Below are 19,675 nucleotides of genomic sequence, written 5' to 3' on the forward strand. Positions count from 1 at the left end.
GGGATGGTAGTGAGAGAATGAACCGCCGGAAGAGCTGTCGGCCGACCTTGGGGATCCCCTGACGGGGATTGGTTGGACCGCCGGAATTCTGGTCGACATTGGGGACTTGGGTGGGTTCGTGCGGTAGCGCATGGGGTCGATCGATAGGTATATCTTCCGCACGACGCTGGCGTCGTTTGCGCTGGTCCTGGTCAGCCTCACCGGCGTGATCTGGATTACGCAGGCGTTGCGCGGCATCGACCTGATGACGAGCCAGGGTCAGACCATTCTCACCTTCCTCGGCATCACCAGCCTCGTGATCCCGGCCCTGGTCCTGATCATCTCGCCGATCGCGCTGATGATCGCGATCTCGCACACGCTGAACAAGCTCGCGACCGATTCCGAGATCATCGTGATGAATGCCGCCGGCTTCTCGCCGTTCCGGCTGTTCTATCCGTTCTTCTACGCCACCTGCGTGGTGGCCCTGCTGGTCGCCTTCATCGCGGCCTATCTCGCCCCGGACGGCATGCGGCGGATCAAGCAGTGGGATGCCGAGATCACCGCCGACGTGCTCACCAACATCCTGCAGCCCGGCCGCTTCGCCCGGCTCGACGAGAACCTCACGATCCGGATTCGCGAACGCCAGCCGGGCGGCATCCTTGCCGGCATCTTCATCGACGACCGGCGCGATCGGAACGAGCGCGTCTCGATCGTCGCCGAGCGCGGCGAGGTCGTGAAGAACGAGACCGGCTCGTTCCTGGTGCTGGAGACCGGCAATCTCCAGCGCTTCGAGGCGGGCAAGCGCGATCCGGCGCTGGTGGCCTTCGGCCGCTACGGCTTCGACATGTCGAAATTCTCGAAGGGCCGCGACGTCACCCTCGGCATCCGCGAGCGCTATCTCTGGGAGCTGCTCTGGCCATCCGAGACCGATCCCGTCTACAAGGAGATTCCCGGGCAGTTCCGCGCGGCCCTGCACGACAGCCTGCTCGCGCCGGTCTATCCCTTCGCCTTTGCGGTGCTGACCTTTGCCTTCCTCGGAGCGCCGCGCACCACCCGCCAGAGCCGCAACTTCTCGATCGCCTCGTCGATCGTCGCGGTGTTCGGCCTGCGCATGGCCGGCTTTGCCTGCTCGGTGATGGCGGTGAAGTCGCCGAGCCCGGTGCTGGTCCAATATGCGATGGTCTTCGGCGCGATCGGCGCTGGGCTGTGGATGATCATCGGCGGCGTCGTGGTCGAAGCGCCTCCCGGCCTGATGGAGGCTATCAACAGGTCGAACGCACGGATCGCGCGGCTGTTCGGACGTCCGGCCACCGCATGAGCATGCTCACCAACACACTCGGGCGCTATTTCGCCGGCCGCTTCGTGGTCGCCGCGCTCGGCGTCTTCGGCGGCATTTTCCTGCTGCTGGTGCTGGTCGATTACATCGAGATGGTACGCAAGACCTCAGGGCTCGCCTCCGCCTCCGCGATCATGGTGGCCGAGACCTCGCTGTTCCGGGTGCCACAACTGCTAGAGAAGCTGACGCCGTTCTGCATGCTGATCGGCGCCATGACCTGCTATCTCGCCCTCTCCCGCCGGCTCGAGCTCGTGGTGGCGCGCGCGGCGGGCATTTCCGCCTGGCAGTTCATCTCGCCGGCGCTCGGCAGTGCGCTGCTGATCGGGGTGATCGCCACCGTCGCCTACAATCCGATGTCGGCCAATTTGCGCGAGCGGTCCAAGCGCATGGAGGCCGAGCTGTTCGGCTCGGCGCCCGGCGGCGGCATTCAGGACGCCTCCGGCTTCTGGCTCAACCAGCTCACCAACGACGGCCAGACCATCATCAATGCGGCGCGCAGCGAGCAGCAGGGCATCCGGCTCACCGGGCTGACGCTGTTCCGGTTCGACCAGGACCAGCACTTCAAGGAGCGGGTCGAGGCGCGCGAGGCGACGCTGGAGTCGGGCCGCTGGCTGTTCAAGAGCGTCCGCCGCTTCTCGCTGGACGGACCGCCGATCGACCAGCCCGTTCTTGAGATACCGACTACGCTGACCGAGGCGCAGGTCCGCAACAGCTTTTCCACCCCCGAGACTGTGTCCTTTTGGCAACTACCGAGCTACATCCGCTCCTCCGAGAGCTCGGGCTTCGCGACAGCCGGATACCGACTCCAGTATCAGAAGCTTCTGGCACAGCCGTTTTTGCTCGCAGCCATGGTGATGCTCGCGGCCTCCGTGTCGTTGCGCTTCTTCCGGATGGGCGGCGTGCAGAAGATGGTTTTGAGTGGCGTGGGCGCAGGCTTTCTGCTCTACGTTCTGTCGAAAGTAACTGAGGACTTGAGCAAGGCTGAGTTGATGCATCCGATCGCTGCGGCGTGGTTGCCCGTTGTGGTGGGCGGCCTCACCGGCTTTTTGGCCTTGCTCTATCAGGAGGACGGATAGTGACTGCCGTCCGCCGAGGGCTCGTGTCTCGTTTGACGCGGCGCACATTGGTGCGCGCGAACGGGTGCGGCTTGTCCGTCCGCAGGCTCCTGCTTGCCGTCGTCGCGGCTGCCTCGCTGGGCGGCTTGATCGACGCTGCCGTGGCGCCGGCTAAGGCCCAGAGCTTCACCTACAATCCGCTGCCGCCGCGTCCGAAGCCGCCGAGGGCCCCCAACGACAACCAGATGCTGGTTCAGGCCACCGAGGTCGACTACGACTACAACAATTCGCGCGTCTCCGCCGTCGGTAACGTGCAGCTGTTCTACAACGGCACGAGCGTCGAGGCCGACCGGGTCATCTACGACCAGAAGACCAAGCGGCTGCATGCCGAAGGCAACATCCGCATGACGGATGCCGACGGCAAGATCACCTATGCCGAGATCATGGATCTCTCCGACGATTACCGCGACGGTTTCGTCGATTCGCTGCGCGTGGACACGGCCGATCAAACCCGTATGGCCGCGAGCCGCGCCGACCGCTCCAGCGGCAATTACACGGTGTTCGAGAACGGCGTCTACACGGCCTGCGCGCCGTGTAAGGAGGATCCGAAGAAGCCGCCGCTGTGGCAGGTCAAGGGTGCCCGCATCATCCACGATCAGCAGGAGAAGATGCTGTATTTCGAGACGGCGCAGCTCGAATTCTTCGGCGTGCCGCTCGCCTACATGCCCTATTTCTCGACCCCCGACCCCACCGTGAAGCGTAAATCCGGCTTCCTGATGCCGGGTTATATTTCCGGCACGACGAACACGGGCTATGGCGTCGAGGTTCCCTATTACTGGGCGATCGCGCCCGACATGGACGCAACCATCACCCCGCGCTTCTTGTCGCGGCAAGGCGCGCTGCTGCAGGGCGAATTCCGCCAGCGCCTGATCGACGGCGCCTACCAGATCCGCGCCTACGGCATCTACCAGCTCGATCCCGGAGCATTCGCCGGGCAGCCCGGCGACCGCGAGTTCCGCGGCGCCATCGACACCAAGGGTCAGTTCGCGCTGAACGACAAATGGGTCTGGGGCTGGGACGGCGTCCTGATGTCCGACTATTATTTCTTCTCGGACTATCGGCTCTATCAATACCGCGATCCGCTCGGCTCGTTCCTGTTGCTGCCGACGGAAGCGCTGTCGCAGCTCTATCTGACCGGCGTCGGCAACCGCAGCTTCTTCGATGCGCGCACGATGTACTGGCTGAGCTATTCGGGCAACCAGAGCCAGGTGCCGATCGTCTACCCGGTGATCGACTACTCCAACGTGCTCAACTATCCCGTCTTCGGCGGCGAGTTCAGCTACAAGACCAATTTCGTGAACCTGTCGCGCGACGATGCGGTGTTCGACCCGATCACGACGCTCGCCAACACCAACGGCCTGTGCACCACGGCATCGGCCGATCCGCTGGCGCGGATGCCCGCGCAGTGCCTGTTGCGCGGCTTCCCCGGCACCTACACCCGCCTCTCGGCGGAAGCGCAGTGGCGCAAGTCCTTCACCGACCCGTTCGGCCAGATCTGGACGCCGTTCGCGAGCCTGCGCGCCGACGCGATCAAATCCTCGGTCTCCAACCAGCCCGGCGTGTCGAACTACCTGCCCGTCGGCGACACCGAGGCGTTCCGCCTGATGCCGACCGTGGGCCTCGAGTACCGCTATCCGTTCATCAACGTTCAGCCCTGGGGCTCGACCACGCTCGAGCCGATCGCGCAGATCATCATCCGCCCGAACGAGACCTATGCCGGCAGGCTACCGAACGAGGACGCCCAGAGCCTGGTGTTCGACGCCGCGAACCTGTTCAACGTCGACAAGTTCTCCGGCTACGACCGTGTCGAGGGCGGCGGGCGCGCCAATGTCGGCGTGCAGTCCACCACGCAGTTCGACAGGGGCGGCGCCGTCAAGGTGCTGTTCGGCCAGTCCTACCACCTGTTCGGCCTGAACTCCTTCGCGGTCCAGGATGCCATCAACACCGGCCTGAACTCCGGCCTCGACAAGCCGCGGTCCGATTACGTCACCAGCGCCAGCTACTCGCCGAACAGCACCTACACGTTCAGCGTCCGCTCCCGCATGGACGAGCAGACCTGGAACGTGCAGCGCTTCGAGGCGGAAGGCCGCGCCAACTTCAATCGCTGGTCGGTCAGCGTGCTGTACGGCAATTACGCAGCCCAGCCGGAATTGGGCTATCTGACCCGCCGCGAGGGCATCCTGACGACGGGCTCGCTGAAGGTCGCGACCAACTGGGTGGTGTCGGGCTCGGCGCGCTGGGACCTCGAGGCCAACAAGATCAACCAATATGTGCTCGGTGCCGGCTATGTCGACGATTGCTTCGTGCTGGCGGCGAATTACGTAACTTCGTATAGCTATTCCGCGGGCACCGCACCGCCCACGCTGAGCCACGCGTTCATGTTCCAAATCGGCCTGCGCACGCTGGCGAACTCGTCGACGAGCAGCAGTTCCGCCGGCCTCCAGTGAACAGTTTAAAGTGTCGGCCGCGTTTGCCCTATCTCAACGCGGTCGACATGCGAGCGACATCATGACGACGCCATTGCCTATCTTCCGCCTCCTTCTCGCCATCGGTGCCGGACTGATGTTGGCCGCCCTGCCCTCACCGTCGCGCGCGCAAAACATCGTCGTGATGGTCAACGGCGATCCCATCACCGATTTCGACATCGAGCAGCGCACCAAGCTCGACCAGCTGACGACGCAGAAGACCCCGAGCCGGCAGGAGGTCATCAACGAGCTGATAGACGACAAGGTGAAGATCAAGGAAGGCAAGAAGTACGGCGTAGATCCCGGCGTGTCCGACATCAACCAGTCCTATGACGGCATGGCGCAGCGCATGCGCATCACACCGGACCAGCTCACCAAGACGCTCGAAACCAAGGGTGTCCGCTCGGAGACGCTGAAGAGCCGCATGAGGGCCGAGATGGTCTGGGGCAGCCTCGTGCGCGGCCGCTTCAAGGAGAAGCTGCTGGTCGGCGAGCGCGACGTCGCGCAGGCCGTGCAGGCGCAGACCGGCGATAAGCTGCAGGTCGAGGGCATCGAGTACAAGATGCAGCCGATCGTGCTGATCGTGCCGCGCGGCTCGTCGGCGGCGTTCCTGGAAACCCGGAAGAAAGAAGCCGAGTCCTATCGCGCCCGCGTCGGGAGCTGCGAGGAGGCCAATTCGCTGTTCCGCTCGACCCCGAACGCCACCATCCGCGACGCCGTCACCAAGACCACCGCCGAGCTGCCCGAGCCGCTGCGCAAGGTGCTCGACGACACCGCGATCGGCCATCTGACCGCGCCCGAGATGACCAAGAACGGCATCGAGATGGTGGTGCTGTGCTCGCGCAAGCCGACCATGATCGACACGCCGAAGAAGCGTGAGGTCCGCGAGAAGATGTATCAGGAGAAGTACGAGAAGACGCAGAAGGCCTATCTCGACGAGCTCCGCAAGGCGGCGATGATCGAATATCGCAACCGCTGATGGCCAAGCCCCACCCAGAGCCCTCCACCAGGTCCGCAGCCAAGCCCCTTGCCCTCACCCTGGGAGAGCCCGCCGGCATCGGTCCCGACATCACGATCGCAGCCTGGCGCAGCCGGGCCGAGCTCAACCTGCCCGCCTTCTATCTGCTCGGCGACGAGGCGCTGATCGCGCGCCGCGCCAAGGCGCTCGGCACCGACATCAGGATTGCCGCGGTGAGCCCCGGAGAGGCGACGTCCGCCTTCAAGGATGCCCTGCCCGTGGTCGCGACCGGCGAGCGCGCCACAGCCGAGCCCGGCAAGCCCGATTCATCCAGCGCGCCGGCCGCACTCGCTTCGATCCGGCAGGCGGTCATCGACGTGCGCGCAGGCCGTGCCGGCGCCGTCGTCACCAACCCGATCGCCAAGAGCGTGCTCTACCGCGCCGGCTTCCGTCATCCCGGCCACACCGAATTCCTCGCCGAGCTCGCCGCGGAGAGCGGCCGCGTGCCGCAGCCGGTGATGATGCTGTGGTCGCCGCAGCTCGCCGTCGTGCCGGTGACCATCCACGTCTCGCTGCGCGATGCGCTGGGAGAGCTCACCAGCGAGCTGATCGTCTCGACCGTCCGCATCGTCGCCGCCGAGGTGAAATCCCGCTTCGGCATCGCAACGCCGCGCATCGCGATCTCCGGCCTCAATCCCCATGCCGGCGAGGACGGGTCGCTCGGCCACGAGGAGCAGACCGTCATCGCCCCGGCGCTGAAAGTGCTGCGCAACGACGGCATCGAGGCCAGGGGTCCGCTGCCCGCCGACACCATGTTCCACGAGGCGGCGCGACGAACCTATGATTGCGCGGTCTGCATGTATCACGACCAGGCGCTGATCCCGATCAAGACCGTCGCCTTCGACGACGCCGTCAACGTCACGCTCGGACTACCCTTCATCCGCACCTCGCCCGATCACGGCACCGCCTTCGACATCGCCGGCACCGGCAAGGCCAATCCGGCGAGCCTGATCGCCGCGCTCAAGCTTGCGAGCCGCATGGCGGCGTCGCAAAGCTGATGAGCGCGATCGACGACCTCCCGCCGCTGCGCGAGGTCATTCGCCAGCACGCACTGTCGGCGCGCAAATCGCTCGGCCAGAATTTTCTGCTCGACCTCAATCTCACCGCCCGCATCGCGCGCGCGGCGGCACCGCTGGAAGATTCCACGATCGTCGAGATCGGCCCTGGTCCCGGCGGCCTGACGCGCGCGCTGCTCGCGCTCGGCGCGAGACGCGTCATCGCCATCGAGCACGACGAGCGCGCGATCCCGGCCTTGCAGGATATTGCCGCGCGCTATCCTGACAGGCTCGAGATCGTGCATGGCGATGCCATGACCTTCGATCCGCGCCCGCTGCTCAATGGTGAAAGAGCAAAAATCGTCGCCAACCTGCCCTACAACATCGCGACACAGCTTCTGATCAACTGGCTCATTACCGAGCCCTGGCCGCCCTGGTACGAGATGATGGTGCTGATGTTCCAGCGCGAGGTCGGCGAGCGCATCGTCGCGCGCGAGGACGAGGAGGCCTATGGCCGGCTCGGCGTGCTCGCCAATTGGCGCTGCGAGACCAAGATCCTGTTCGACATTGCGCCGTCGGCCTTCGTGCCGCCGCCGAAGGTCACGTCCTCCGTCGTGCGCCTCAAGCCGCGGCCGGAGCCGCTGCCGTGTGATCGCAGGCTGCTCGAGCAGGTCGCCGCCGCCGCGTTCGGCCAGCGCCGGAAGATGCTGCGGCAAAGCCTCAAATCGCTCGGTGTCGATCCGGCGCGGCTAGCACAAGCCGCCGGCGTCGATGCGACGCGGCGCGCCGAGACCATTCCCATCTCCGGCTTTGTTGCCATGGCCCGTGAATTGGCGGATATACGCAGCGAAGCCGAGTAACCAAGAATTCCGGAGGAAAGAAAATGGCGTTGATGCGTCGGCAGTCCCTGGTCAAGTTCGATGCGCCCTTGTGCGAGACCATCGTCGACACGCCGAAGCCGAAAGGCGCCGAGGTTCTGGTCCGCATCGAGCGCTGCGGCCTCTGCCACTCCGATCTCCACATCCAGGACGGCTATGCCGATCTCGGCGGCGGCAGGAAGCTCGACACCACGCGCGGCATGACGCTGCCCTTCACGCTCGGCCACGAGATCGCCGGCGTCGTGGACGAGGTCGGCCCCGATGTTCCCTCCAGCCTCGTCGGCGCCAAGAAGGCGGTGTTTCCGTGGATCGGCTGCGGTCAGTGCCGCGATTGCGCCAATGGCGACGAGAACCTCTGCGTCAAGCAGCGCTTCCTCGGCGTCTCCATCGACGGCGGCTTCGCCACCCACGTTCTGGTCCCCGACGCAAAGTACCTGCTCGACTACGATCCCCTGCCCGTCAACCAGGCCGCGACCTTGATGTGCTCCGGCGTCACCGCCTATGGCGCGCTCAAGCGCCTGGTCGACCGGCCACGCCAACGCAATTTGCTGCTGATCGGCCTCGGCGGCGTCGGCATGATGGGCCTGTCGTTCGCGCAGGCGATGTTCAAGCAGCCGATCACGGTCGCCGAACTCTCGCCGGCCGCGCGCGAGACCGCACTCAAGAACGGTGCCGCGGTGGCCTACGATCCGGCCGAGCCCGACGTCATCAAGCGCATCCTGAAGGAGACCGAGGGCGGCTTCGACGAGATCGTCGATTTCGCCGGCAACGAGAAGTCGATGGCCTTTGCCGTCGCGGTTGCCGCGCGTGGCGGCAAGATCGTGGTGTCCGGCCTGATGGGCGGCCAGTTCACGCTGCCGATGGTGCAATGGGTGTACAAGCGCATGACCATCGAAGGTTTCATGGTCGGCACGCTCGCCGAAGCCCACGAGCTGATGGCGCTCGCCCGCGCCGGCAAGATCAAGCCGACGCCGATGCGCGAGGAGCCGATGGGCGACGTGCAGAAATGGATCGACGAATTGCGCGCCGGCAAGGTCGTCGGCCGCATCGTGCTGAAGAACTGACAACAGCGCGGCGGGTCCGACGCAAGTCTCGCCCGTCGCACGGAACGCCTGCGGCCGCGCCGCGTTGGCTGCGCATGTCGATCCGTTGCACCGTCGAAAGCGCGTTCTTCATCGCCTGGAGCTGCCTGGAGAAGAGCGGCGAGCTCGGGCCGCCGGACGCGAGCGCGAACTTCCTGCTCGACGCCATCGAGGCCCAGCTTCGAACCGGTGAGCGCCGGCAATTGATGCTCGCCAACAAGGCGATCGACGCTTACCGCGCGGCTGCGGCACAAGGCCGACTGGCGGGGGATCGCGAAGTCCGCTGCGGCTGACGATCCTCGCTGCCGTCCAGCCAGCTGAAGCACACGACGTCGTGCTGTAGTTTTCAACGTCCGACCGCCCGTTGTGTGCACTTTGGAACCGTCGGTTCCGCCGCGGAAACGTAGGTTTGCCGCTGGCGCCGATTCCCGGCCCGCCCAAGAGAACACGATGTGACCGGTCGGCCCCAGAACGATCTGCTCCGGCAGCTCAATGATCCGGATTTCGAGCTGCTCGCGCCTCACCTCCAGCCGGTCGAACTCGAGGCGAGCCACGTCCTGCATCACGCCGGCGACGATGTCGCCGCGGTCCATTTTCCATGCGGGCCCGCGCTGGTGTCGTTCGCCGTACCGGTCGAGGACGATCGCGAGGTGGAAAGCCTGCTGGTCGGGCGCGAGGGCGCGGTGGGCATCGCCGCCGGCCGCAGCCCTTCGCTCGCCTATTCGCGCATGATCGTGAAGCTCGGCGGCACCCTGGTGCGGCTGCCGCTGCGCGCGCTCGAGCAGGCGCAGCAGAGGTCGGCGACACTCCAGGAGGCCTTCGCGCGCTATGCCGACTGCCAGTTCGCGCAGCTGCTGCAGACCGCGGCCTGCAACGCCGCGCATTCGATCGAGCAGCGTGCCGCCAAGTGGATCATCTCCGCGCATGAACATATCGGCGGAGCCGAGCTTCCCCTCACGCACGAGCAGCTCGCCGGCATGCTGGGCGTCTCCCGCAGCTATGCCAGCCGCGTCATCCAGATGTTCAAGGCGCGGCGCATCCTCGCGACCCGCCGCGGCGCCATCCTGATCCTCGATGCAGCAGCGCTCGAAGCAAGGGCCTGCTGCTGCAACGATTGGGTGAAGAAGCATTTTGACGAGGTGCGTGGTGGAGCGGCAACCGCGGAGGGTTGACGCCTCCGACTCACCCAAGCGGCGGCGACTGCCGCTTCAGATGCAGATAGGCCGGACTGAAATCGCCGAGCCGCTGCAGCTCGCGCCATTTCAGCACGACCAGTTCGCCGTCACGAAGATCCATCGCTCCGCTGCGCCTGAGATCGCCGAGGGTCCGGTTCACCGTCGCGATCGCCATGCCGAGCGTCTCGCCGAGTTGCGCGAGGCTGATCGGCACGCGGCAACGATTGCCGCGCACCAGCTGCGCTGCGCGGGCGCGGTAGAACAGCTCGCAAAACAGGTGCGCCATGCGCGCCTGCATCGGCCGGGCGCTGTTGTTGGTGATGGCCTCGCGAAAGATCGCGGCATCGCGCAGAGTCTCGCGCCAGACGGCGAGGCTGAAGGTCGGCCGCCGCCGGAACGCGATGAACAATTCGCGGTGCGGGATGAACGCGACCGACGCCGGCCCGAGCGCACTGAGCCCGTGATCCATCTGGTCGATGAACAGCCCCTGCGCGTCCGGGAGATCGCCGGTGAGATGGAACGCCAGATATTGCCGCCGCCCGCTGCCGAGCAGGTGGTAGCGGGCGACCATGCCGGAGACGACCAAAGCGGAATGCTCGGGTTCGTCGCCTTGGCGGATGAAATCCTCGTTGGGCGCGAAATCGCGCAGCAACAAGGTCAGCGCGCGAATCTCGGCCATATCCTCATCTGCGAGCGCGGTGTGCTCGCCGAGGTTCCGTATCAGCACGTCGTGAGCTTTTTCCATGGGGCCGCCAATAATCGCGCCGGTTCTATCAAATGATACGTCCGGCTTGCGTTCAGCGGACTAGAACGCAGATCGGAAGCACAGGTTGCTAACCGGCTTGCGACGCCCCGATCGCAGCCACACCAATCCCCCCGATTTCGGACGAGCCGGCCTTCTCATGAAAAGTACCACTCTGCTGGAGCGCATCCGCCGCCTGTTCGCATCCGAGGCGGGCGAGCATCTGGACAGCATCAACGATGCCTTGCTGAAGGGAAGGCTGAAGGAGCCGGTCCGGCCGATGTCGGATCAGGAGCTCGCCCGCGCCATCCTCGAGTTCCGATCCGCGCCGGTTTCCGACGGGACACTTGCGAAACTGTCGCGTCGCTTGGCCGAGGCGCCGGGGCCGCGGGACGGCTGAAGCGGCACGCGAGGCCCATGCCGCATCCGAAGTTCATCGCCCGTCTGCAAGCGATCGAAGGCCTGTCCGAGGACGAGCGCCGACAGATCGCGGGCTTGCCGTCCACGCTGCGCCAGGTCTCGGATGGCGAGATCGTGCTGCGCCAGGGCGAGGCCGCGACCCGCTGCGTCTTCGTCGTCAGCGGCTTCCTGTACCAGTCGCGCATCGTCGGCGATCGCAGCCAGACCCTCGCCTTCCATGTTCCCGGCGACATGCCGTGCCTGCACACGCTGCTGGTCTCGCCGACGGACGCGGACCTCGTGGGGCTCGGCCCGACCATCGTCGGCACCGTCGCCCACAGCCAGCTCCGCCAGCTGCTCGACAGCTCGATCCACCTGACCCGCGCCTTCTGGCGCGAGACGCTGGTCGACGCGGCGATCTCCCGGCAATGGATCGCCCGCCTCGGCGCGCAGGCGGCGTTGCCCAAGGTCGCGCACCTCATCTGCGAGCTGGCCGCAAGGCTGGCGGTCGTCGGCCTCGTCAAAGGGAACGGTTTCCAGATGCCGATGACGCAACGGCACGTCGCGGACGCCTGCGGACTGTCGATCGTCCACGTCAATCGCACCATCCAGGAGCTGAGGCATCGCGGGTTCATCGCCTGGGAAGGCAGCGAGATCGAGCTGCTGCAGCCCGACGAGTTGCGCAGACTGGCGGATTTCACGCCGGACTATCTGAGCTGAGCGCTCCGCCACGCGGCGAGCAGCGGCCCGTCGCTCCCCAGCACGGGATCCGTCTTCGGCTTGCGGACCTTGGCGATGCGCTTGACCGCGTCAGGACGCTGGCGCGTGTCGGTGCACTCGTCATAGGTGCCGTCCTGCGGGTAGGCTCCGACGACCAGAAAGTCCCGGCTGGACTCGATCAGCCGGTGGCCGGTGCCCGCGGGCAGCACCAGAACGTCGCCGGCTTTCACATTCAGGATGCGGCCCTTGATCCCGCCGCACTCGATCCGCGCCGCACCGCGCGCCACCCCCATCACTTCATGGATCTGCGAATGATAGTGGGCGAAGTCGTACACGGTGTCGCGCCACGACCGGCCCCAGCCGTTCGTGTCGAACAGCGTGTCGATGACGACCTCGGGCGGAAAGCGCCGGCCGTTCAGCTTCACCGCCCGGCGATAGAGCAGCGCCGGGAAGCGCGGATTGTTCGGCACGATGCCGTCATCGCGAAAGTGCATGGCGGTCGGCTTGCGGGCCCGCACCAGCGCCCGCAGGGTCGCCGCATCGGGCTGCTCCTCCACCAGCTTCTTGGCGAAATTCTTGATCTGATCCTTGACCGGCATGACGTCTCCTCAGCCGCGACATAACGGCTGCGGAGGTGAGAAGTTTCCAGGCCCAATCGGGGGCAAGGCTCGATAGGGCCTCTCCAGCTCATCATGACGCGGCGTTGGAAAGGCGCGTCAACCCTTGCCGGCAATCAGCTCGGCAAACTGCCGCAGATAGAGCGGCCAACCCTGATCACTGTCAACGCCGCTGCGGACGCCTTCCCAGCCCTCGCCATGCCGATCGAGGTGACGGTGCTCCAGCTCCAAGCGGGTCCGGCTTGGTGTCTCCGCAATGAACCGGACCTCCCATTCACTCGTCTTGGCGAGATCTGTTTCGATTTGCCAGCGCGGGCTGATGTCCCAGCTCAAGAGGACTCGGTTGGGTGGTTCAAACGCCAACACGCGTGCCCAGCGGCATTCGCTGCCGTCGATCCCCCGATCATAGATGCTTCCGCCCACGCGAGGCTCGAATACAGTTTCCGCAATGGGAACGGCGAGTAGAGTGTGCTCGCGCGGCTTGAAGCTGCCGAAGTCTTCGGTGAAGACCTTGAACGCGCGCTCGATCGGCGCCTCGACGACGATGGAATGTTTTACGGGCGCAGCCGATACACGTGTGTTCATTTGGATCCCTCCGATGGTTTTTCGACGGCTAATTTGTAGGCTGCCAGCGTGTCGCTCCAGAACCGGTCGAGCCACGCGCGCATCTGGCCGAGCCCCGCTGGATCGACGTGATAGACGTTGCTGGCGCCCTTCGGCTCCGCACGAACCAAGCGAGATTCGCGCAGCACCTTGAGATGTTGTGAGACGGCCGACTGGGACACTGTCAGCTGTCGCGTGATCTCAGCGACGGTGCGTGGCCGTGCACCGACAAGCTCGAATATCCGCCTGCGGGTCGGATCGCCGAGAGCAGCCAGTTGTGCGCTGTCTTTAGCCATAGAAACTCGCCGCCCGATGCCGTGCCTGTTCGAGCTATAATAAGCTGTGACTAATGATTAGTAGAAACTAATTATCATGTCAACCGGCTGAGGTCGCGGCGTGGAACTCTGATCCTGGTGTTGAAGAGCCTCATCCGGCGGCGGAACGAACGCCGCGCAGGCCCGATTCAAGCCACATCCTCTCCGGATTTGCGGCTCATTGCCACCCAAGTCTTTGATGACAAAGGGGTGGTTAAGAGTTGCGTCATGCGTAACCGGGAGACCAGGATGGGCAACCGCACCGCAAAGTTCGTATCCGCGCTGGTTGGCAGCATCCTTGCCGGCGCGCCACTAGCCGCCGTGTCGCAGAACGCGCCTGCACCATCGAGCACCGCCAACGCGGCCCCCGACTGCCTGGCTTCGCCGAAGGATGCCGCGCCGCAGGGCCAGCACTGGTACTATCGCCTGGATCGCACGACGAAGCGGAAATGCTGGTATCTGCGCGCCGCCGGTGAGAAGGAGAGCGCGAGGACCGCGCAGGCCGCCCCGGCCGTGAGCGATCCACCGACCGCGGACGCGCCGGCGCCGCAGCAGAACCCGGTGCAGGACGCGCGCGCGGAATATCAGACGCCGCGCGGAACTGCTGCTGCCAAGACGGCGAACGTTCCGATGCAAGCCGCCGCTGCCGCGCCGGTGCAACAATCCGCGGACCAGGCCTCTGACGGCAACGCGCAGCAACCCGCTGGCGCCGCACCCTGGCCCGATGTCTCCACTGCATCCGCTCCCCCCGCGTCGTCGCCGGCACCGACCGCTGTCGCGGCAGCCGCGCAGCCGGGCGCAAAGGCGTCGAAATCCTCCTCGCCCGTGGCGCTCGCTGCGGCAGACAACAGCACGACTGAGAAGCCGACCGGCTCGCTGCAGATGCTGCTGCTCGTGATCGGCGGCGCGCTCGCGCTCGCTGGAATCCTGGCCAGCCTCATCTACCGCTTCGCCGGCGCGCGCGTCCGGCTCCGGTCGGCGGACCGTCACGGGCGTTGGGACGATTGGCAGGCGCAGAACCAGGAGGGAAGCCGCGCGCCCTGGCGCGATTCACAGCCGGCCGCCGCCCAGCCGCCGCGCCCGATCGACTTCGATGCGGCACGTCCGCAACCGACAAGACAAGCGACGAAGCTTGCCGCGATCGGCCGCGAGATCGAGCTGATCGACGCGCGCAGACAACGTGCCGCCGCTCCGGCCGCAGAACCCGTCGAGACCAGAAGCAACAAGGTCGGGAACGAGACGGTCGAGAAGATATTCCGGCCCGTCGCCGCAGCGCCCAAGCTCGCCGCTGGCGAGATCGGCAAGGCTCACGATGACGCGTCGGCAGGTCGTGACGCCGATGCCGTCGACGTCGACGGCATCACGACGATGCTGGAACAGCTGGCCAAGCAAGGGCCGCGCCTGTCGCGGCCTAACCTTGAAGCTGACCTTGCAAACTTCGAACGAAGCCTACGAGGCCGATCCGCCGCTCGCGCTTGAGGCGCTCGGCCTTCAGGATCGACTGCACCTCGGCGAAGGCCTCGTCGACCGCGTGGTTGATCACGATGTAGTCGTACTCGGCCCAGTGACTCATCTCGTGGCTGGCGCGGCTCATCCGCTTGCGGATCACCTCGTCGGAATCCTGCGCGCGCGAGTGCAGGCGCTTCTCGAGATCGGCCGCCGACGGCGGCAGGATGAAGACGCGAACGACATCGACGCTGGCTTTCTGGTGCAGTTGCTGCGTGCCCTGCCAGTCGATGTCGAAAAGCACGTCCTGCCCGGCCGACAGTGCCGCCTCCACCGGAGCGCGCGGCGTCCCGTAGAGATTATCGAACACGGTGGCCCATTCGAGCAGTTCACCCTGCTCCACCATCCTCTCGAACTCGCCCTTGTCGACGAAAAAATAATCGCGCCCCTCGACCTCTCCAGGGCGCTTCTGGCGGGTAGTCGCCGACACTGACATCTTCAGGCCGGGCTCCCGCTCAAGCAACATCCGCGACAGCGTCGTCTTGCCCGCGCCTGATGGCGAGGACAGCACGAACATCAACCCGCGCCGTTCGACACCGTCAGTTCCGTGACCGCCCGTCGTCATCGATCACTCCAGATTCTGGACCTGCTCGCGGAACTGCTCGACCACGTTCTTCATGGCGAGGCCCGTATTGGTCAGCTCGATGTCGTTCGACTTCGAGCAGCAGGTGTTGACCTCGCGGTGAAACTCCTGCGCCAGGAAGTCGAGCTTGCGGCCGATCGGGCCGCCCTTGCCGATCAGCTCGCGCGCCTGCGCGATGTGCGAGGCGATGCGGTCGAGCTCCTCGCGGATGTCGGCCTTGGTCGCGATCAGGATCGCCTCCTGCATCAGGCGGTCGGAATCGAAACGGTCGGAGGTGTCGAGCAGCGCTGCAATCTGTTCAGCCAGCTTCGCCTTGATCGCCTCCGGCTTGCGGCCGGGCGCAGCTTCCGCTCTTCTCGCCAGCTGCTCGATCTCGTCGACGCGCTGGGTCAGGATCTGGCCGAGCGAGGTACCCTCGCGCTTGCGCATCGCGACGAGCTCGTCGAGCGCCTTGTCGAAGGCCTCGGCGGCCGCGGCGCGCGCGGCCTTGTCCTCCTCCTCGTCGCCCTCGGGCTCGGCGACCTCGACGACGCCCTTGATGGCGAGCAGGCCATCGATGCTCGGCGCCACCGCGTCGACCTTCCCCGAGATCAGCGCGGCGGCCTTCAGCACGGCGTTGAGCACGTCCTCGTTGACGCGCACCGTGGCGGCGGCGTTGGTGCGCTTGACGTTGAGATTGGCGTAGACGGTGCCGCGCGAGAGCAGCTCGCCGGCGCGCTTCTTGGCATGGGCCTCGAGCTCGTCAAAGCCCTGCGGCAGCCGCACGCGCAAGTCGAAGCCCTTGGCGTTGACCGACTTCAACTCCCATTCGAACGTATACGGCCCGCTCGCGCCGTGGCATCTCGCAAAGCCGGTCATGGACGACAGCGCCATCAGTTCAGATTCTCCAGGAACACGGGATTCGCGAGGCCATCAAGCCACGCGAATCTTAAGACTATTTTGCCGGAAAGTGGAATCAGCAATGCCCGGCAGCTGGTCTGCGCGCGGGCTTTAGCGCTGGACCACCGGCGGCGAGCCCTGCACTGCGCCCTGTCGGGCCGGTGCGGGATTGGCTGGGCCAGCCGGGCGTGCCGCCGGCGGCTTCTTCTGCTGATTGGGCCGCGCCGGCGTGGTCGCGGTCGGCGCGTCGGCAGCGCCGGACCCGGCAGCCGCCGGCGGCTGCGCGTCCTCGGCCGGCTCGACCGTGTCGTTCTGGATCTGCTTCTCCATCGCGCGCAGCTTGGCGACGTTCTTCTGGTGCGCGTCGTAGGTCTCGGTGAAGGCATGCCCGCCGGTGCCGTCGGCGACGAAGAACAGGTCGCGGGTGCGGGCCGGATTGGCGGCGGCTTCCAGCGAGGCGCGGCCGGGGTTGGCGATCGGGCCCGGCGGCAGGCCCTCGATCACATAGGTGTTGTAGGGCGAGGGCTGTGTGATCTCGCTGCGCTTGATCGGCCGGCCCAGCGTGCCCTTGCCGCCGACGAGGCCGTAGATGATGGTCGGATCGGACTGCAGCTTGATCCGCTGCTTCAGCCGGTTGACGAACACCGCAGCGACGCGGCTGCGCTCGTCGGGCTTGCCGGTTTCCTTCTCGATGATGGACGCCAGCGTGACGAGCTGCTCCGGCGTCTTGACCGGAATGTCGGGATTGCGGCGTTCCCAGATCTCCGTCAGCACGCGCTTGTGCGCCTGCTGCATGCGCTGGACCACCTGCTCGCGCGGCGTGCCGCGCGGGAATTTGTAGGTCTCCGGAAGCAGCGTGCCTTCGCGCGGCAGCTCGCGCACGCTGCCGGTGAAGATGTCGTTGTCGGACAGCCGCGCCACGATCTGCTCGGAGGTCAACCCTTCCGGTATCGTGACCGCGTGCTGCACCACCTTGCCCTCGACGATGGTGCCGATGACGTCGCGCAGCGAGGCGTTCTTCTGGAACGAATACTCACCTGGCTTGAGGTCCGAGCTCGCCTTCAACGCGGCGACGCTGGCGATGAACACCCAGGGATTGACGTCTGTCACGCCTTCCCGGTTCAGCGTCTCGGCGATGTCGCGCTTGCCCGCACGCTGCGGGATGTTGACGATCTTGTCCTCCTTCAGCGGTCCGGGCGCCTCGAGCACCTGGCGGCCGTAATAATAGACGCCGCCGGCGCCGAGCATGGCGATCAGCAGAAGGGTGATGATGGCGTTGCCGACGATGACGAACGGATTGCGCGCACGGTCCGACCGCTTGGGCGGCGGCGGAAGTTGCTCGGGCTCGAGCGCGGCCCGCGGACTCCGGGGTGAAATGGGCGGCCTTTCACTCATCGAAACAACCTGAATCCTGCCGGTTCAATCGCGGCCCGACAATCGCTTGCCCTGCCAAAAACGCACGCGCCCACGTCCATGACTATCGCCGAATACGGCAAAACGGTGGATTCGTCTCAAACACAAACTAACTAACAAGGCGCCGGACGATCACCGACGCATTGGTACCGCCAAAACCAAAAGAGTTCGACAACGCGACGTTGACCTCACGCTGCTTTGCCTTATGCGGCACGAGATCGATTGCAGTCTCGACCGACGGAGCGTCGAGATTGATCGTCGGCGGCACGACATTATCGCGAATCGCCAGAATCGCGAAGATCGCTTCGATGGCACCGGCCGCACCGAGCAGATGGCCGGTCGACGACTTGGTCGAGGACATCGCGACCTTGGAGGCGGCGTTGCCGAGCAGACGCTCGACCGCGCCGAGCTCGATCTCGTCGCCGAGCGGCGTCGAGGTCCCGTGCGCGTTGATATAGTCGAGATCGGACGGCGTCAGCCCGGCGCGCTTGAGCGCGGCCGACATGCTGCGGAAGCCGCCATCGCCATCGGGCGACGGCGACGTGATGTGATAGGCATCGCCGGAAAGACCGTAGCCGATCACCTCGGCATAGATCTTCGCGCCGCGGCGCCTGGCGTGCTCCAGCTCTTCCAGCACGAGGACGCCGGCGCCCTCGCCCATCACGAAGCCGTCACGGTCCTTGTCGTAGGGACGCGAGGCCTTCTCGGGCGTCTCATTGAAACCGGTCGAAAGCGCGCGCGCGGCGTTGAAGCCGGCAATGCCGATGCGGCTGATCGGCGACTCGGCGCCGCCCGCGACCATCACGTCGGCATCGCCGAGCGCGATCAGGCGGGCGGCATCGCCGACCGCATGCGCGCCGGTCGAGCAGGCGGTGACCACCGAATGGTTCGGTCCCTTGAGCCCGTGCGCGATCGAGACGTAGCCGGAGGCGAGATTGATCAGGCGGCCCGGAATGAAGAACGGCGACACCCGGCGCGGTCCGCGCTCCTTCAGCAGGATCGCGGTGTCGGCAATGCCGTTGAGGCCGCCGATGCCGGAGCCGATCATGGTGCCGGTCGCACACTTGTCCTCTTCGGTCTCGGGATGCCAGTTGGCGTCGTCGAGCGCCTGACCGGCCGCGGCCATGCCGAAGATGATGAAGTCGTCGACCTTGCGCTGGTCCTTCGGCTCCATCCATTTGTCCGGATTGAAGCTGTCGTTCGACCCGTCGCCGCGCACGACCGTGCAGGCGATCTTGGTCTGCAGATCGGAGACATCGAAGCTCTCGATCCTGCGCGCACCGCTTTCGCCGTTGAGGATGCGCTTCCAGGTCGGCTCGACGCCACAGCCGAGTGGCGAGACCATGCCGAGACCCGTGACGACAACCCGCCTCATATCCGAAAACTCCGCATCGAAAGATTCACGGCCAATAACAAGAAACCGGCTGGCCGCTGCGAAGCGGCCCGTCCGGTTTCAATGCTTGTCCCCGCGAAATGAAGAGCCTTAGCTCTTCGCGTTCTTCTCGAGAAACTTCGTGGCGTCGCCGACGGTGAGAATCGTTTCCGCAGCGTCGTCCGGAATCTCGCAACCGAATTCCTCTTCGAACGCCATCACCAGCTCGACGGTATCCAGACTGTCGGCGCCGAGGTCGTCGATGAAGCTCGCGTTGTCGACAACCTTCTCGGGTTCAACACCAAGGTGTTCGACCACGATCTTCTTAACCCGCTCGCCAATGTCACTCATTGCTTAACCTCGTGTTGTTCCCTGTAGACCCGACCCCCCGGGACGATACGAGCCGTCGTGGTCGTTTGACTGCCTTCGCTTACGAACTTGATTTGGCCCATCCTAACCGATGGAGGCCCCGGCGAACGACGGC

Annotated in this window: 21 protein-coding genes; 12 read left to right on the forward strand and 9 right to left on the reverse strand. The window is 65.6% G+C overall.

Translation table 11 applies throughout. From position 1 onward, the window contains the following. Positions 1-130: 130 nt before the first annotated feature. From lptF to ACNJYA_RS21620, 9 genes are all read left to right on the forward strand, one after another. Complete coding sequence (gene lptF / locus ACNJYA_RS21580; RefSeq protein WP_439363256.1) at positions 131-1,297, forward strand: LPS export ABC transporter permease LptF; 1,167 nt, start codon at positions 131-133, stop codon at positions 1,295-1,297. Continuing rightward, a complete protein-coding gene (lptG, locus tag ACNJYA_RS21585) occupies positions 1,294-2,391 on the forward strand; it encodes an LPS export ABC transporter permease LptG (protein WP_439363257.1) in 1,098 nt (365 codons plus the stop codon). The genes lptF and lptG overlap by 4 nt, the downstream gene beginning before the upstream one ends. Next, the gene (locus ACNJYA_RS21590; RefSeq protein WP_439400700.1) at positions 2,391-4,877 is read left to right on the forward strand and encodes an LPS-assembly protein LptD; all 2,487 of its coding nucleotides are present in this window, start codon (positions 2,391-2,393) and stop codon (positions 4,875-4,877) included. Before lptG ends, ACNJYA_RS21590 begins: the two co-directional genes overlap by 1 nt. 61 nt (positions 4,878-4,938) lie before the next feature. Then, complete coding sequence (locus tag ACNJYA_RS21595; RefSeq protein ID WP_172786466.1) at positions 4,939-5,874, forward strand: peptidylprolyl isomerase; 936 nt, start codon at positions 4,939-4,941, stop codon at positions 5,872-5,874. Beyond that, complete coding sequence (gene pdxA, locus ACNJYA_RS21600; RefSeq protein WP_439400701.1) at positions 5,874-6,911, forward strand: 4-hydroxythreonine-4-phosphate dehydrogenase PdxA; 1,038 nt, start codon at positions 5,874-5,876, stop codon at positions 6,909-6,911. Before ACNJYA_RS21595 ends, pdxA begins: the two co-directional genes overlap by 1 nt. Further along, on the forward strand, positions 6,911-7,768 hold the full coding sequence (rsmA, locus tag ACNJYA_RS21605) for a 16S rRNA (adenine(1518)-N(6)/adenine(1519)-N(6))-dimethyltransferase RsmA (RefSeq protein ID WP_439400702.1): 858 nt from the start codon (positions 6,911-6,913) through the stop codon (positions 7,766-7,768). Before pdxA ends, rsmA begins: the two co-directional genes overlap by 1 nt. 23 nt (positions 7,769-7,791) lie before the next feature. After that, on the forward strand, positions 7,792-8,850 hold the full coding sequence (locus ACNJYA_RS21610) for an alcohol dehydrogenase (RefSeq protein WP_439400703.1): 1,059 nt from the start codon (positions 7,792-7,794) through the stop codon (positions 8,848-8,850). A gap of 74 nt (positions 8,851-8,924) precedes the next feature. Then, on the forward strand, positions 8,925-9,161 hold the full coding sequence (locus ACNJYA_RS21615) for a hypothetical protein (RefSeq protein WP_172786462.1): 237 nt from the start codon (positions 8,925-8,927) through the stop codon (positions 9,159-9,161). 159 nt (positions 9,162-9,320) lie between these two features. Continuing rightward, positions 9,321-10,040 (forward strand): Crp/Fnr family transcriptional regulator, encoded by a 720-nt coding sequence (locus ACNJYA_RS21620; protein ID WP_439400704.1) that lies wholly within the window; start codon positions 9,321-9,323, stop codon positions 10,038-10,040. Between the two features lie 10 nt (positions 10,041-10,050). On the opposite strand, the gene ACNJYA_RS21625 is transcribed toward ACNJYA_RS21620, so the two are convergent. Next, positions 10,051-10,788, reverse strand: coding sequence for a Crp/Fnr family transcriptional regulator (locus ACNJYA_RS21625; RefSeq protein WP_172786460.1), 738 nt, complete (start codon positions 10,786-10,788; stop codon positions 10,051-10,053). 157 nt (positions 10,789-10,945) lie between these two features. Between ACNJYA_RS21625 and ACNJYA_RS21630 the strand changes: the two genes are divergently transcribed. Continuing rightward, positions 10,946-11,185 carry a hypothetical protein gene (locus ACNJYA_RS21630; protein ID WP_172786459.1) on the forward strand — a complete coding sequence of 80 codons (240 nt, stop codon included), beginning with the start codon at positions 10,946-10,948 and terminating at the stop codon, positions 11,183-11,185. A 17-nt stretch (positions 11,186-11,202) separates the two neighbouring features. Further along, a complete protein-coding gene (locus ACNJYA_RS21635; RefSeq protein WP_172786458.1) occupies positions 11,203-11,904 on the forward strand; it encodes a Crp/Fnr family transcriptional regulator in 702 nt (233 codons plus the stop codon). On the opposite strand, the gene ACNJYA_RS21640 is transcribed toward ACNJYA_RS21635, so the two are convergent. The 3 genes from ACNJYA_RS21640 to ACNJYA_RS21650 form a co-directional block, all read right to left on the reverse strand. Next, on the reverse strand, positions 11,892-12,503 hold the full coding sequence (locus ACNJYA_RS21640; RefSeq protein ID WP_439400705.1) for a cupin: 612 nt from the start codon (positions 12,501-12,503) through the stop codon (positions 11,892-11,894). The two genes, ACNJYA_RS21635 and ACNJYA_RS21640, sit on opposite strands and share 13 nt — an antisense overlap. 117 nt (positions 12,504-12,620) lie before the next feature. Beyond that, the gene (locus ACNJYA_RS21645; protein WP_439400706.1) at positions 12,621-13,106 is read right to left on the reverse strand and encodes an SRPBCC family protein; all 486 of its coding nucleotides are present in this window, start codon (positions 13,104-13,106) and stop codon (positions 12,621-12,623) included. Further along, the gene (locus tag ACNJYA_RS21650) at positions 13,103-13,420 is read right to left on the reverse strand and encodes an ArsR/SmtB family transcription factor (protein WP_172786455.1); all 318 of its coding nucleotides are present in this window, start codon (positions 13,418-13,420) and stop codon (positions 13,103-13,105) included. The genes ACNJYA_RS21645 and ACNJYA_RS21650 overlap by 4 nt, the downstream gene beginning before the upstream one ends. A gap of 267 nt (positions 13,421-13,687) precedes the next feature. Between ACNJYA_RS21650 and ACNJYA_RS21655 the strand changes: the two genes are divergently transcribed. Next, positions 13,688-14,917 (forward strand): hypothetical protein, encoded by a 1,230-nt coding sequence (locus ACNJYA_RS21655; RefSeq protein WP_439400707.1) that lies wholly within the window; start codon positions 13,688-13,690, stop codon positions 14,915-14,917. Here ACNJYA_RS21655 and gmk read toward each other — a convergent pair. The 5 genes from gmk to ACNJYA_RS21680 form a co-directional block, all read right to left on the reverse strand. Next, positions 14,850-15,509: a guanylate kinase gene (gmk, locus tag ACNJYA_RS21660; RefSeq protein WP_439400708.1), complete on the reverse strand. Its 660-nt coding sequence runs from the start codon at positions 15,507-15,509 to the stop codon at positions 14,850-14,852. The genes ACNJYA_RS21655 and gmk overlap by 68 nt on opposite strands. A 3-nt stretch (positions 15,510-15,512) precedes the next feature. Next, positions 15,513-16,400 carry a YicC/YloC family endoribonuclease gene (locus ACNJYA_RS21665; protein ID WP_439400709.1) on the reverse strand — a complete coding sequence of 296 codons (888 nt, stop codon included), beginning with the start codon at positions 16,398-16,400 and terminating at the stop codon, positions 15,513-15,515. Positions 16,401-16,517: 117 nt separating this feature from the next. Next, entirely contained in the window at positions 16,518-17,801 is a 1,284-nt protein-coding gene (mltG, locus tag ACNJYA_RS21670) for an endolytic transglycosylase MltG (RefSeq protein WP_172786451.1), read from the reverse strand. A gap of 127 nt (positions 17,802-17,928) precedes the next feature. Further along, positions 17,929-19,194 carry a beta-ketoacyl-ACP synthase II gene (fabF, locus tag ACNJYA_RS21675; protein WP_212257540.1) on the reverse strand — a complete coding sequence of 422 codons (1,266 nt, stop codon included), beginning with the start codon at positions 19,192-19,194 and terminating at the stop codon, positions 17,929-17,931. A gap of 108 nt (positions 19,195-19,302) precedes the next feature. Beyond that, positions 19,303-19,542, reverse strand: a complete 240-nt coding sequence (locus tag ACNJYA_RS21680) for an acyl carrier protein (RefSeq protein WP_008551805.1) — start codon at positions 19,540-19,542, stop codon at positions 19,303-19,305. Positions 19,543-19,675: the final 133 nt, after the last annotated feature.

Origin of the sequence: Bradyrhizobium sp. BLXBL-01 (genome assembly GCF_051853025.1) — a bacterium.
Lineage (GTDB): Bacteria > Pseudomonadota > Alphaproteobacteria > Rhizobiales > Xanthobacteraceae > Bradyrhizobium.

Excerpts from the sequence above, each read along its gene's own strand:
- lptF (WP_439363256.1), top strand. The coding sequence starts at position 131 with ATGGGGTCGATCGATAGGTATATCTTCCGCACGACGCTGGCGTCGTTT.
- lptG (WP_439363257.1), top strand. The coding sequence starts at position 1,294 with ATGAGCATGCTCACCAACACACTCGGGCGCTATTTCGCCGGCCGCTTC.
- ACNJYA_RS21595 (WP_172786466.1), top strand. The coding sequence starts at position 4,939 with ATGACGACGCCATTGCCTATCTTCCGCCTCCTTCTCGCCATCGGTGCC.
- pdxA (WP_439400701.1), top strand. The coding sequence starts at position 5,874 with ATGGCCAAGCCCCACCCAGAGCCCTCCACCAGGTCCGCAGCCAAGCCC.
- rsmA (WP_439400702.1), top strand. The coding sequence starts at position 6,911 with ATGAGCGCGATCGACGACCTCCCGCCGCTGCGCGAGGTCATTCGCCAG.
- ACNJYA_RS21610 (WP_439400703.1), top strand. The coding sequence starts at position 7,792 with ATGGCGTTGATGCGTCGGCAGTCCCTGGTCAAGTTCGATGCGCCCTTG.
- ACNJYA_RS21615 (WP_172786462.1), top strand. The coding sequence starts at position 8,925 with ATGTCGATCCGTTGCACCGTCGAAAGCGCGTTCTTCATCGCCTGGAGC.
- ACNJYA_RS21625 (WP_172786460.1), bottom strand. The coding sequence starts at position 10,788 with ATGGAAAAAGCTCACGACGTGCTGATACGGAACCTCGGCGAGCACACC.
- ACNJYA_RS21630 (WP_172786459.1), top strand. The coding sequence starts at position 10,946 with ATGAAAAGTACCACTCTGCTGGAGCGCATCCGCCGCCTGTTCGCATCC.
- ACNJYA_RS21635 (WP_172786458.1), top strand. The coding sequence starts at position 11,203 with ATGCCGCATCCGAAGTTCATCGCCCGTCTGCAAGCGATCGAAGGCCTG.
- ACNJYA_RS21640 (WP_439400705.1), bottom strand. The coding sequence starts at position 12,503 with ATGCCGGTCAAGGATCAGATCAAGAATTTCGCCAAGAAGCTGGTGGAG.
- ACNJYA_RS21645 (WP_439400706.1), bottom strand. The coding sequence starts at position 13,106 with ATGAACACACGTGTATCGGCTGCGCCCGTAAAACATTCCATCGTCGTC.
- ACNJYA_RS21650 (WP_172786455.1), bottom strand. The coding sequence starts at position 13,420 with ATGGCTAAAGACAGCGCACAACTGGCTGCTCTCGGCGATCCGACCCGC.
- ACNJYA_RS21655 (WP_439400707.1), top strand. The coding sequence starts at position 13,688 with ATGGGCAACCGCACCGCAAAGTTCGTATCCGCGCTGGTTGGCAGCATC.
- gmk (WP_439400708.1), bottom strand. The coding sequence starts at position 15,509 with ATGACGACGGGCGGTCACGGAACTGACGGTGTCGAACGGCGCGGGTTG.
- ACNJYA_RS21665 (WP_439400709.1), bottom strand. The coding sequence starts at position 16,400 with ATGGCGCTGTCGTCCATGACCGGCTTTGCGAGATGCCACGGCGCGAGC.
- mltG (WP_172786451.1), bottom strand. The coding sequence starts at position 17,801 with ATGAGTGAAAGGCCGCCCATTTCACCCCGGAGTCCGCGGGCCGCGCTC.
- fabF (WP_212257540.1), bottom strand. The coding sequence starts at position 19,194 with ATGAGGCGGGTTGTCGTCACGGGTCTCGGCATGGTCTCGCCACTCGGC.
- ACNJYA_RS21680 (WP_008551805.1), bottom strand. The coding sequence starts at position 19,542 with ATGAGTGACATTGGCGAGCGGGTTAAGAAGATCGTGGTCGAACACCTT.